This is a genomic window from Labrenzia sp. 5N (assembly GCF_012395805.1).
Classification (GTDB): domain Bacteria; phylum Pseudomonadota; class Alphaproteobacteria; order Rhizobiales; family Stappiaceae; genus Roseibium; species Roseibium algicola.
This window is the reverse complement of record NZ_JAAZTM010000004.1, coordinates 435,960-448,516: the sequence shown is the minus strand read 5'-3', so window position 1 is coordinate 448,516 and position 12,557 is coordinate 435,960. Positions and strand designations below refer to the sequence as shown.

Genomic DNA, 12,557 nt, shown 5'->3' with positions numbered 1-12,557 from the left:
TTTGCGGAACCGGATACGGTCAGTATCCATTCCAAACAGCCGTTGCCGGGCACGACCCGGGTTGCTATACGCCCGGCACAACAGGCAGGAAAGCACCAATGACCAGCAGCCTTCTGGACGGCCGGAAGATCAGGACGATTTCCATCGTCGGCAACGGACCGATTTCTGAGGCCGATGCGCCGGAAATCGACAAGGCGGACCTGGTGCTGCGCTTCAACAGTGCGCCGGCCCTCGGGGTTGCGGGCCAGCGGATCGACGTTCTGATGCTCAACCGGGCCCGGGTCTATATGTCGAAGCGGATCAACCCGCTTGCCCTGGAACGCGCGCCGGAAGTCTGGGTGAACGACATAAAGGAGAACGGCGAGGTCGACTGGCTGTTCGCGCGCGAATGCAAGCCGCGCTATCTCGGGTTCGGCCCGACGAACAAGGCGCGGGAACACCTGAAGAGATTCGATCCGTTCGACCGCAGCAACCCGACATCGGGCGCGTCCATCATCGCCGAATTCCTGGATGTTCTGCCGGACGCCGAAATTCACCTCTTCGGCTTCACCCATCAAGGCAAGCAGCACACCCACGACTGGGATGCGGAAAAGCAGTGGGTCCAGCAGCTCTGCGACGAGGGGCGGATCCACAAACACCTGACGCCAGGGCCGAAGCCCCGGCGGAGCCTCAAGGGCAAGCTGGAATACGCCTTCCGGTTTCTGGAGAAGCGGGCCAAGCATTATCTCCACAACAAGATCCTGCATTCCTCCGAAAGCACGAAACGCCGGATCTTCGGACAGGACGCCTGAGGCGCCAAAAGCATCATCAAGGTATCTGACAAGCACCCGCAAAGTGCCTTGCCGTGTCCGCAGCTCCAGCTTCGGGCCTGCAGGCGATTGAAAAAATCTGCACTTTCCACAGGCCGGTGAATGTCACCAAGAGTTCATATGAACGACGGAACAGTTTCATATGAGCCAACTAAATTCTGCAAAAAGTCCAGCATTAGCCGGGATTGCGGCAAGGGTGGAGCCGTGTCCGGGGGCACGCTTTTACTGTCGGACGAGAACTTGGCTTCCGTAGGAAATGCAGCCCTGGATCCCATCAAGGGTCGGGATTCTTCAAATTTCCTGCGTTCCCTCTTGCGGACGCGGTCAAGGCGTCTTTTAATGTTCATATGAGCGTCATATAACGTTCATATGAAAACAATACGAAACGCAGGCGTTATCGTTTCGGGTGCCGATGAAGCCATTTCGGCACCGAGAGAGAACCAACTGCTGACCGGGGCAAAGACGCCCTGCTAGATGGGAGCAAATGAACATGGCTTATCGCAAGACCGTCGCCAGCCTCGTGGCTGCGGCCGCCCTCCTGGGCACGTCCTCCGCTTCTTATGCGGCCACTGACATCACCTGGTGGCACGCCATGGGCGGCAAGCTCGGCGAAGTGGTTGTCGAAATTTCCAACGGCTACAACGGATCCCAGGACGCCTGCCAGATCACGCCGGTATTCAAGGGCACTTACGAAGAAACCCTGACCGCCGGCATCGCAGCGTTCCGCGCTGGCGAACAGCCGAACATCCTGCAGGTGTTCGACGCTGGCGCCGCCACCATCATCGGTGCCAAGGGTGCTGTCGTTCCGGTTGAAGACCTTCTCAACGAGAGCGGTGCCGAGTTCAACATCGAAGATTACATCGCCGGTGTCCGTTATTTCTATGCCGACAGCAACGGCAAGATGATCGGCATGCCGTTCAACTCCTCCGCTCCGATCCTCTACATCAACGACGATGCGATGAAGAAGGCCGGTGTCGAAGCTCCGAAGACCTACGAAGAGTTCGAAGCAATCGCTCCGAAGCTGAAGGAAGCCGGTTACGTGCCGCTCGTTCAGTCGCACCTGCCGTGGGAATTCGTCGAGAACTTCAAGTCCCGTCATAACCTGCAGTTCGCAACCAACAACAACGGTTACGACGGCGCAGAAGGCACCGAGCTGGTCTTCGGCGAGCCGATCAAGAACCACTTCAAGGCTGCCAAGAAGTGGCTCGACGAAGGTCTGTTCGGCTACTACGGCACCGGCTGGGGTGACAACCAGACCCCGTTCAACGAAGGCAAAGTGGCTCTGTGGATCGGTTCTTCCGGGTCCTTCGGCGGCATCGCCGACACGGTCGACTTCCCGTTCTCCGCAACCTACCTGCCTTACTGGGAAGCAGTTGAAGGCGCCAACAAGGCTTCCTTCATCGGTGGCGCGGCTCTGTTTGCAATGTCCGGCAAGCCGGCTGAAGAAAACAACTGCGTTGCATCTTTCTTCGAATACCTGACCTCTCCGGAAGTCCAGTACATGTGGCACAAGGAAACCGGTTACGTGCCGGTCACCGAAGCTGCCTATGAGCTGGCCAAGAAGGACGGCCACTACGAGCGCACCCCGGCAGCTGAAGTTGGCATCCAGCAGCTTTCCCTGGAAGGCGGCGAGTGGACCAAGGGCTACCGCATGGGCTTCTACGTCCAGATCCGCGACGTCATGAACCGCGAACTCGGCAAGGTCTTCTCCGGTGAGACCAGCGTCGACGACGCATTCGCGACCATCAAGGCCGACGGCGACAAGCTCCTTGAGCGTTTCGCCAAGACCACCAGCAACTAAGCTCGACTTAGTCGCCAGACCGATAGGGGCGCCTTGCGCCCCTATCGACCTTTGAGCGTGGCTGTATACGCATACCAATTCAACCGAATATCATGCGTTTATGGCCCGGATCGACCGACATTCAGCCAGAGGGGTCTGGGTGGTCGGATGTCGATCCGCAGCGAAATGAATGAAGCCTCCGGCATTAGATCCAATGCCTGATGTTTCGGGCAGGTCGTCCCACAAGGGGAGGCCGGCGCCAATCGTTCCCGGTGGTCGAGAAACGAAATAATGAAAAAAGTCCAGTTTCAGTCTCCGTGGCTGCCTTACCTGCTGCTTCTGCCGCAGCTCGGCATCGTGACGGTTTTCTTCCTGTGGCCGGCCGCGCAAGCGATCCAGTCCTCCTTCTATCTCGAAGATCCGTTCGGTTTCGGTTCGACCTATGTCGGGCTCGATAATTTCAAGGACATGATCACCTCGACCGACTACGGCCGGGTGGCGCGGTTCACGGCGGTCTTCACCTTCTTCGTGACGTTCCTGTCGCTCGGGCTTGCTCTTCTGCTGGCCGTCAAGGCAGACAAGGTTCTGCGCGGTGCGTCTTCCTACAAGACCCTGCTGATGTGGGTCTATGCGGTTGCGCCGCCCGTCGCCGGCCTGATCGGCGTGCTTCTGTTCGACCAGCATGTCGGCCCCATCGTTGACTTGTTCGCCCTGTTCGGCTGGAAGATGCAGATCGGCGTAAGCTATTTCGACACCAGCTTTGCCATGATCGTCACCGCCGTCTGGAAGCAGATCCCGGTGAACTTCATCTTCTTCCTGTCCGGTCTGCAGGGCATTTCCAAATCCGTTCAGGAAGCGGCCAGCATCGACTGCCGGTCCGGTTTCCGGCGTTTCTGGACCGTTACCTTCCCGCTGCTGGCACCCACCGGCTTCTTCCTGCTGATCATCAACATCACCTACGCCTTCTTCGACACGTTCGGCATCATCGACGTCATCGTGAAGAACGAGCCCGGCAACAACCCGGTGACACTTGTTTACAAGGTCTACCTGGACGGCTTCCGCGGCAACGACCTCGGCGGGTCCTCGGCCCAGTCCGTGATCCTGATGCTGATGGTGTTCATCCTGACAATCATCCAGTTCCGCCTGATCGAGCGGCGCGTGCACTACACGTAAGGGAGGCGACGATGAAAAAATTGCAGATCTCGGATCACGTCATTCTTCTTCTCGGCGTCTTCTTCATGGTCACTCCGGTCGTGCTGGCGTTTCTGACCAGCACGCACGATGCGATCACCATCTACAAGGAAGGCATCCAGTTCACGCCGGGTGGCAAGTTCTTCGAGAACTATCAGACGGTCCTGTTCGAGGCCGGTGGCTTCACCAAGGAAGTCGACGGCTTCGTCATGCTCAAGAACTCGATGATCCTCGGCCTTGGCTTTGCCATCGGCAAGATCGTCATCTCGATGCTTGCGGCCTATGCCATCGTCTATTTCCGCTTTCCGATGGCAACCCTCTGCTTCTGGGTGATCTTCGCAACGCTCCTGCTGCCGCTGGAAGTGCGCATTTTGCCGTCTTACGAAATTGTCCAGTCCCTCGGCATGGTGAACACCTATTCCGGCCTGATCGTGCCGCTCATCGCTTCGGCAACCGGCACCTTCTTCTTCCGGCAGTTCTTCATGTCGGTACCGGACGAACTTCTGGAAGCCGCCCGCATCGACGGAGCCGGTCCCTGGAAGTTCTTCAAGGACATCCTGGTACCGCTGTCGCAGACCATGATCGCGGCAATCTTCATCATCATGTTCGTCTATGGCTGGAACCAGTACCTCTGGCCGACGCTGATCACCACCGACGAAAGCCTGTTTACCCTGGTTCGCGGCATCAAGCAGATCCTGCAGGTCTGGGTCGGAGCCCAGATCCCGGACTTCAACGAGGCCATGGCACTGGCGATCCTCGCCATCGTGCCGCCGGTGCTCATCGTGGTGATTTTCCAGAGCTGGTTCGTCAAAGGGCTCGTCGAGAGCGACAAGTGAGGTTTTTAGATAAATGGCAACGATAACTCTCGACAAGGTCCGCAAGGTCTACGGCGGCAGTGTGGAAGCGGTCAAAGGCGTTTCCATCGACATCGCGGACGGTGAATTCATCGTCCTGGTCGGTCCGTCCGGCTGCGGCAAGTCCACACTGCTGCGCATGATGGCAGGCCTTGAGGAAATCACCACCGGCGACATCAAGATCGGCGACCGCGTCGTCAACAACGTCGATCCGGCGGATCGCGACATCGCGATGGTGTTCCAGAACTACGCGCTCTATCCGCACATGTCGGTCTACAACAACCTTGCCTACGGCCTCAAAAACCGCGGTATGGCCAAGGACGAGATCGATCGCCGGGTCAAGGAAGCCGCGCGCATCCTGGAAATCGGCGACTACCTGGAGCGCAAGCCGCGGGCACTTTCCGGCGGCCAGCGCCAGCGCGTTGCCATGGGCCGCGCCATCGTGCGCGAACCGGCGGCCTTTCTCTTCGATGAACCGCTGTCCAACCTTGATGCCAAGCTGCGTGTGCAGATGCGCGTCGAGATCAAGCGCCTGCAGCGCTCGCTCGGCACCACCAGCGTCTACGTCACCCATGACCAGCTGGAAGCGATGACACTGGCAGACCGGCTCGTGGTTCTGAATGGCGGCAACATCGAGCAGATCGGCGCGCCGATCGATGTCTACGACAAGCCTGCCTCCACCTTTGTGGCCAGCTTCATCGGTTCACCAGCCATGAACCTGCTGAAGGTCAAGGCGGATGGGAACGGTCTTGCTCTTGCAACCGGCACCGGCCTCAAGGGGGCCAATGCAAAGGGGCGTGATGCCTACACCATCGGTATTCGGCCGGAACATCTCGAAGTGGTGACTGCACCCGGTGAAGGCGAAGGCCTTCATCTGGAAGCCAGCGTCAACGTGCTCGAGCCGGTCGGCGCGGAAAGCTATCTCTATTCCAGCTTTGCCGATGGCGGCGAAGAGATCCTGGTTCGCGTGTCGAGCCATGCCCGTCATGAGCCGGGCGAGAAGCTTTATCTGCGGGCGGCTCCGGAAAACGTTCACTACTTCGACGCTGAAACCGGACGGCGGATCGACTGATCAGGAAACGTCAGGCGAGGCGGTTTAACGAGGGCCGCCGGACCAGGACAGAGCCACCCCGGGCAACCGGGGTGGCTTTTTGTTTTTGGCCATTCGAACATCCTCCTGACGGTGCTTGTCAGGAGAGCGGCAGGAGATGTCTGGAACTCCTTCCGAAGCTCTGGCAAACACCTCGAAACCGCTTCAGGGAGAAACCTTTGGAACCCTTCAAGAACAACATTTCACCGGATCTGGTGCGCTGCATCGGTGGCCATGTCGCGCAACATCATGCCGATTTCGACCGGTTGGGCTTTGAAGCGGATATCCTGGAAGAGCTGGACAGTCTGGAACTCAAGCAGCGTGCTGCGCTGATCGCAAGACATCTGGATCATCATCTGCCACGGGAACTGTCTGTCCGCTTTGCCATCCTGCAGGCCATGCTGCATCCGATGACGGAAGTCGCCTTCGACAGGGGCAGCGACGAGCAGGGTATCCGAGGATGGGGCATGATGCCGCTCGGCATGGTCGTTGCGGCAAGTGGCCTGGAGGATTTCGAGGCTTCGTTCGTGCTGCTGAAGGAAATGACCAAGCGGGCGACGGCCGAATTCGACGTGCGCCCCTTCCTGGCCAGGGACCAGGATCAGGCACTCGCCATCATGGCGCCCTGGGTGAAGGACGAGAGCGTCCATGTCCGCCGGCTGGTTTCCGAAGGAACCCGGCCGCGCCTGCCGTGGGGCATGCGGCTCCAGGCTCTGGTGGCAGACCCCACACCCACTCTGCCGCTTCTGGAAGCCCTGAAGGACGACCCGGAAGACTATGTTCGCCGGTCCGTAGCCAATCACCTCAATGATATCGCCAAGGACCATCCTGAACTGGTAGCCGATATCGCGAAACGTTGGCTGAAGGGGGCGGACAGGAACCGTGAAAAACTCGTACGTCACGCCTGCCGGTCGCTGATCAAGCAGGGCCACACGGCAACACTGGAAGCCTTCGGGCTCAATCCGCCGGAGATCCGGGTCGAAGGCCCGCAGGTCCTGACGTCAGAGGTTGCTTATGGAGACGCCGTCGGCTTCAACATCGAGCTGGTTTCGACCAGCAGTAAAACGCAGGATCTGGTGATCGACTACCTGATCCATTTCAAGAAGGCCAACGGCACACTGGCGCCCAAGGTGTTCAAATGGACCAAGCTGACACTGGCTCCGGGGGAACGGCTGACGCTGTCCCGCAGCCACGCCATCCGGCCGATCACAACGCGGGTCTATTACGGAGGCACGCAGGCGATCAGCCTCCGGATCAACGGGAAGGATTTCGGATTTTCCGAGTTTGAGCTGGTGATGCCGACGGCAATGAACTGATCGCGGTTCAGGAAAGCCGCTTAAGCCTGAGCATCCCCAAAATTCCGAGCGCCGGGCCGATGGCCATCAGGACAAACACGCCGGGCCAGCCGATCAGCTCAGCGCCAAGCGGCGTCAGTTGCACCGTGAAGAAAGTCAGCGCGAAGCCTAGGGCGGTCTGGAAGCTCATCAGGCTGCCGGCCTGGTCAGGCGGAGCGTAGTCGGCGACAAGGGCAGAGAACTGGGCCGAATCCGGCAGGATGGAAGCGCCCCAGATGAGGACGCACAGGATTGTCAGCCAGACGGGACCGCCGAAGGTGAGGGCCGAGGCGAGCGCGGCGGTGCCACTGATGACCATGGCGGCAATCGCGATGTTCGCCTTGCCGACGCGGTCGGCCATGATCCCCGCGACAACGCAGGCAGCACCACCCGCTGCAATGGTCAGAAACGCGATCAGGCGAGACAGCGGGATCGCGGTTTCTGTGGGCATATGGGCGGAGAAGGAAACGGCAAGGGCAACGCCGATCCAGGCCCACATGGCGTAAAGCTCCCACATGTGGCCGAGATAGCCTGCATAGGCATAGCGGATCTTTGGGTTTGTCCATGCGGTGAAGATGGCCTTCATCTTCATGCGGGGCGCCTTGGCATGGAACGGCCCGAGTCCGGCAAAAAGGCACAGCACGCCACCTGCAGCGGACGCAAGAGAGGCAACGCTCAGGCTCCAGCGCCAGTCGGTGCCACCAAGCAAGGCCAGAAGATGAGGGGCGGCGGAACCGAAGGTGAGCGCGCCGACAAGCGTACCGACCAGAAACCCGCGATCCTTCTGGCCCCAGCCGACGGCGATCTTCATGCCGACCGGATAGACGCCCGCAAGCAGCGCGCCGGTTGCAAAACGCGCAAGGATAGAGGTCAGCCCACCCGGCTCGACCACCAGCAGGCTTGCGTTGAACAGGGCAGCGGTGATCGCGCTGAAAGCGAAGAACCGCCGAGGGTCGATCCTGTCGGCGAGGCCAAGAAAGGCCGACGCGACAGCGCCGAACACAAAGCCGATCTGGACGGCGCTGGAAAGAGCGGCCTGGGCAAAGTCGGATATGGGAAATTCACGGGTCAGATCGGGCAGGATCGCTGCGGACATGAACCACAGGCTCATGGCGGCGATCTCGGCCAGCATCAGCAGGCCGAGTGATCGCCATTTGCCCGCCATCTCACCCGGCAAGACCCAGTTCCTTCTGCTGCTTCCTGGTCAGCTTGGCCGCGATGATCTTGTGCGCGGCTTCGATATAGGCCTTCAGGTCCGCATCGGACAGCGCGCCTTCTTCTTCCATCTGCACCCATTTGGCACGGGCAAGATAAGGCGCGGGGATCATTCCTTCCTTCTGAGTGAGCAGGGAATAGGAAATATCGGAGCATTTGAAGCTGAACCGTGGAAAATCGCCTTCGCCCCAACCAGAGCAGATGGCGAAGATCTTGCCGCCAACCTTCCAGACCGATGCATTGCCCCATTGGATCACATGCGTGGTTGCCGGAAGCTTTTTGCAGAAGGCGTCAAACTCGTCGCGGGTCATTGGCGTGCTCGTAAAGTCGTGGGACCGGAAACGGGGTCCTTCGGCAGGAGCGGCAGAGTGGCTTTTCCAGCTGAATCACGCAAGCTGCATCGCAATGAAAAAAACGTGTCACACATTCCAGCCCCGCGCTCTCTAACATTACGAGACACCAAGAGACGGAACACGACATGACGGCAATCAGCGTAAAAACGGAAACGGTCCAGGCGGCCCAGGAAGGTGACAGGATTGCTCTGGAACGGGTTCTGGAGGGCGTACAGGATCAGATCCATCATCTGGCCCGCCGCATTCTGGTCAATCCGGAAGATGCGCGCGAGGCGACGCAGGAAATTCTCATCCTAATCCTGACCAAACTTTCAACCTTCAAGGGCGAGAGCCGGTTTTCGACCTGGGTTTACCGCGTGGCCGTTCGCTACCTGGTGAGCGCCAAGAAGGTTCGCGACCGGGATCTCGGACTGACATTCGATGCCTTTGCCGCCGATCTGGAAGACGGCCTGGTGGCGGAACCGCCCAAGGCGCCGGACGATGTGCTTCTGCTGAATGAACTCAGGATTTCCTGCACCATGGCCATGCTGCTTTGTCTGACCATGGACCTGAGACTGGCCTATGTGCTGGGCGATATCCTGGAACTGGAACACGGCGAAGCTTCCAGCATTCTGGAAATTGCTCCTGCGGCCTACCGCAAGCGGTTGTCGCGGGCACGGGAGGAAGTGATGGCGTTTACCTCGCGCCACTGCGGCATCGTTTCGGCAAAGGCGAAATGCAATTGTCCGAAGCGGCTTCCTGCAGCCGTCGCTTCCGGCCGAATTCAACCCGGATCCTATCCCAATTCCGCCGGAGGGGCGCAAACCTATCACGACGCCCGGCGGCAGGTCGCATCGGTGATCGACGGTCTGAAGGCTTTTGAACTTCAGAATGCGGTTCCCCGGCAACGTTGCCCTGAAGACATCCGCGTTCAGCTGACCGAGATCCTGTCCCCCGGCCACTGACGCAACCAGACCCGCCAGTAATCGCACAATACATCAACCAGCCCGGCAAAGGGCGGGACTGGCACCGCCTTGCCGATCGAAAGGAAGACCTCCGTGACCCAGTTGAAACACCTTGCAGCCATGGCGGCCACCGTTGCCGTCGTCACCTTTTCCCAACCCAGCCTCGCAGAAGGAACGAAAGACATGAGCCCGGAACAACAGAACGTCATCACCCTTATCGAAAAAATGACGACCTCCTTTGAAAAGGGAGACATCGATACGGTGATGCAGACTTATGAACCAAGCCAGAGCATTGCGTTCGAGCCCGGAAACCCGGTGTCCGACAGCACCCTGGCGCGCGAATTGTTTCACCAGTTCCGCTCCGTTTCGCCGAAATTCACCTATTCCGGCCACGAAGTGATCGTGGAAGGCGATCTTGCTGTCCACATCGCACCCTGGACGATGACCGGCACCGATCCGGAAGGAAAACCGGTGGCCGGCGAAGGCCTTTCCATCGCCGTGTTGCGGCGGCAGCCCGATGGCAGCTGGAAGATGGTGATCGACAATCCTTATGGCAGCCGCCTGATCCCGGTCGCGAACTGAACCGCGTCAGGTAGCCGGTACTGCCGGAGAAACGGTGACACGGGCCTGGCCTGCGCAGCCACGATCTGTTGCGCGCTTGCCAGGCGGGTCGCCGCAAGGGGCCTCGGAGATACTCCGGGGCTTCTTCCGTCTGCGGGGATGACCAAGGCACATCCTCAGGAATTTCATCACGGCCAGCCGGCGTCGTTTACGGGCCAGCCTCTTTCCGAGTTTGAGCAGCCGGACATGCTCCGGGATCTGCTGCGGCCAGAATTCCGCATGATGCGGATAGAGCGATCTGACAGGATCGTCCCAGGCGGGCAGGCGGCTCACACAGTGTTTTTTTCGCAACGGCAAGGAATAGGGAATGAGCATCTGCTGCTCCCTTCAATTTTGATTTTGTTGAAGAGGTATTTGCAGATAGTCTCATGAGACGCGCCTATTCCCATGTTTTCTAATTGAAAACGAGATTTCAAAAATGAAACGAAATATCGATTGGGAAGATCTTCGACTGTTCCTGGCGGTCGCGAAAGCAGGCAGCCTTGCCGGAGCGGCTGACAAGACCGGCGTCAGCTCCGCAACGCTCGGCCGCCGGGTTGCCGCTCTGGAGAAAAGCCTCGACGTTCGCCTTGTGGAGCGCGAGGCGCGAGGTTACCAGCTGACCGCTGCCGCACATGATCTCCTGCGCTACCTGGAAGACATGGACCAGACCGCCCGCAGCATCGATGCGTGGAAAGAAGGAGAAGGCCTTCGCCGGAGGATCCGGATATCGGCGGGTGACTGGACCGCGCGGCTGCTCATCGACAACCTGTCGTCTTTCTGGACCCCTGACGCCGGCTGGCTGCCGGAAATCCTTGCGGATCTCAGAAACCGGGACATTGCCCGCCGGCAGATCGATATCGGTATCCGCAACAGCCGGCCCAAACAGGCCTGGTTGGCAGGACAGAAGGTTGGAAAGGTCCAATATGCCGCCTATCAGGCTGCAAAGGTTGCAAAGGGTGCAGGGCTTGGTTGGGTCGGGCTGGTGGAAGACGATGCCCATTCGCCGACGGGCCTCTGGTTGAAGGAGAACCATGGCACTGATGCGGTAATCACCGTCAACAAGGCCTCGCTTGCTCTTTCACTCGTCCGCAAGGGCAATGCCCGCATGCTGTTGCCGACCTTTGTCGGCGATGCCTATCCCGATCTGATGCGCATCGAAGGCCCGTTTGACACCATGGAAACCGAGCGGTGGCTGGTCATGCATCAGGACGAGCGTCATGAACCAACAGTTCGCCAGGCCGTATCCGCTCTCACGAAGTTCTTGAAACAGAACCCGATTTTGTCTTCGTTCTCCTGAATAATTCACAGAACAGTGAAAGCAAAAATGGGTGAAAGCATGGCTCCTTGAATCAATTTTAACGAAGCTCCATATTTAATCATGAAAGGAACCGGTTGGTTCCGGTCCGGATGCCTTGAAAGGGTCCGGGCGCAAGGTCGCTTCGACAAGGACTTTGAGGATGTCACGCATGTCAGCGTTTTCTAGCCCGTTCATGCTCGGGTTCGACGATATCGAGCGCGTGCTCGATCGCGTCTCCAAGGCCGCCAACGACGGTTATCCGCCCTATAACATCGAGAGACTTCCGAAAACAGAAGATCAAGGCGATGTCATTCGGATCACCCTGGCGGTGGCAGGGTTCACACGAGAGCAGCTTGAAGTCTCGGTAGAAGAGAGTCAGCTGGTCATCCGGGGTCGTCAGGTAGACGACAAGACCCGGCAGTATCTGCATCGCGGCATTGCCGCCCGTCAGTTCCAGCGGGCCTTTGTCCTGGCCGAGGGGATCGAGATCCTCGGAGCCGACTTGAAAGATGGGCTCCTGTCCATCGACCTGGCACGCCCGGAACCGGAGCGTGTCATCAGAAAAATAGAAATCTCCAGCGGCGAATGAACGCTCGTCGGCCAACATATGGAGAATGACTGATGCAAAACCCCAATAGCCCGTCATGGGCAGACCGCACGCTACTTTCCGAATTCATGTCGGTCGATGAACTGACCGAACTGGGCACCGGAGATGTCGCCTATATCAAGCCGATCAAGGCCCGGGATCTGAAGGAAATGTTTCCGGATGTCCCGCCGCTGCACGACAACATGACGCTTTACGCGCTTCTCAATGCGGACGGTACGCCGATCCTGCTGGCAGACAGCCGCGAAGCTGCGGTTGCCAATGCCTTTGAAGCAGAACTGGAAATGGCGTCACTGCACTGACGTCAACTGACAAGACTGCAAAACGAATGCGACACCGGCCATCTGGCCGGTGTTTTTGTTTTTGAGGCCCTGTATTGAGCTGGGCCGGGTCTCATTGCTTCACAGGTGAGCGCTTCCAAATGGTGAAGCCCGGGGCCTTTGGTTATCGAATGAAGGTATTCCCCACAAACGAAACGCCCGC

The 12,557-nt window shown here is 58.9% G+C and carries 13 protein-coding genes; 11 read left to right on the top strand and 2 right to left on the bottom strand.

The features are described from left to right. Positions 1 to 98: 98 nt before the first annotated feature. The 6 genes from HEP89_RS05140 (at position 99) to HEP89_RS05115 (ending at position 7,040) form a co-directional block, all read left to right on the top strand. Positions 99 to 791 carry a hypothetical protein gene (locus tag HEP89_RS05140; protein ID WP_152508612.1) on the top strand — a complete coding sequence of 231 codons (693 nt, stop codon included), beginning with the start codon at positions 99 to 101 and terminating at the stop codon, positions 789 to 791. 508 nt (positions 792 to 1,299) lie between these two features. Beyond that, entirely contained in the window at positions 1,300 to 2,610 is a 1,311-nt protein-coding gene (locus tag HEP89_RS05135) for an extracellular solute-binding protein (protein ID WP_031268865.1), read from the top strand. A 270-nt stretch (positions 2,611 to 2,880) separates the two neighbouring features. Next, complete coding sequence (locus tag HEP89_RS05130; protein WP_055657334.1) at positions 2,881 to 3,762, top strand: ABC transporter permease subunit; 882 nt, start codon at positions 2,881 to 2,883, stop codon at positions 3,760 to 3,762. A gap of 11 nt (positions 3,763 to 3,773) precedes the next feature. Further along, positions 3,774 to 4,616, top strand: coding sequence for a sn-glycerol-3-phosphate ABC transporter permease UgpE (gene ugpE, locus HEP89_RS05125; RefSeq protein ID WP_022999630.1), 843 nt, complete (start codon positions 3,774 to 3,776; stop codon positions 4,614 to 4,616). Positions 4,617 to 4,629: 13 nt separating this feature from the next. Then, entirely contained in the window at positions 4,630 to 5,706 is a 1,077-nt protein-coding gene (locus HEP89_RS05120) for a sn-glycerol-3-phosphate import ATP-binding protein UgpC (RefSeq protein WP_168691473.1), read from the top strand. Positions 5,707 to 5,903: 197 nt separating this feature from the next. Beyond that, positions 5,904 to 7,040, top strand: a complete 1,137-nt coding sequence (locus tag HEP89_RS05115; protein ID WP_168691472.1) for a DNA alkylation repair protein — start codon at positions 5,904 to 5,906, stop codon at positions 7,038 to 7,040. A gap of 7 nt (positions 7,041 to 7,047) precedes the next feature. Here HEP89_RS05115 and HEP89_RS05110 read toward each other — a convergent pair whose 3' ends face one another. Beyond that, positions 7,048 to 8,235, bottom strand: a complete 1,188-nt coding sequence (locus HEP89_RS05110; protein ID WP_209014458.1) for an MFS transporter — start codon at positions 8,233 to 8,235, stop codon at positions 7,048 to 7,050. Then, positions 8,225 to 8,584, bottom strand: a complete 360-nt coding sequence (locus HEP89_RS05105) for an MmcQ/YjbR family DNA-binding protein (RefSeq protein WP_168691471.1) — start codon at positions 8,582 to 8,584, stop codon at positions 8,225 to 8,227. Before HEP89_RS05105 ends, HEP89_RS05110 begins: the two co-directional genes overlap by 11 nt. Before the next feature lie 167 nt (positions 8,585 to 8,751). Between HEP89_RS05105 and HEP89_RS05100 the strand changes: the two genes are divergently transcribed. The 5 genes from HEP89_RS05100 to HEP89_RS05080 all read left to right on the top strand — a co-directional run bounded on the left by HEP89_RS05100 (position 8,752) and on the right by HEP89_RS05080 (position 12,376). Further along, positions 8,752 to 9,570, top strand: coding sequence for an RNA polymerase sigma factor (locus HEP89_RS05100; protein WP_022999635.1), 819 nt, complete (start codon positions 8,752 to 8,754; stop codon positions 9,568 to 9,570). A 93-nt stretch (positions 9,571 to 9,663) separates the two neighbouring features. Continuing rightward, complete coding sequence (locus HEP89_RS05095; protein ID WP_145903640.1) at positions 9,664 to 10,152, top strand: DUF4440 domain-containing protein; 489 nt, start codon at positions 9,664 to 9,666, stop codon at positions 10,150 to 10,152. Between the two features lie 457 nt (positions 10,153 to 10,609). After that, complete coding sequence (locus HEP89_RS05090; protein ID WP_168691470.1) at positions 10,610 to 11,470, top strand: LysR family transcriptional regulator; 861 nt, start codon at positions 10,610 to 10,612, stop codon at positions 11,468 to 11,470. Between the two features lie 160 nt (positions 11,471 to 11,630). Continuing rightward, the gene (locus HEP89_RS05085) at positions 11,631 to 12,059 is read left to right on the top strand and encodes an Hsp20 family protein (RefSeq protein ID WP_006934007.1); all 429 of its coding nucleotides are present in this window, start codon (positions 11,631 to 11,633) and stop codon (positions 12,057 to 12,059) included. A gap of 32 nt (positions 12,060 to 12,091) precedes the next feature. Then, on the top strand, positions 12,092 to 12,376 hold the full coding sequence (locus tag HEP89_RS05080; protein WP_031268868.1) for a DUF1150 domain-containing protein: 285 nt from the start codon (positions 12,092 to 12,094) through the stop codon (positions 12,374 to 12,376). Positions 12,377 to 12,557 lie beyond the last annotated feature (181 nt).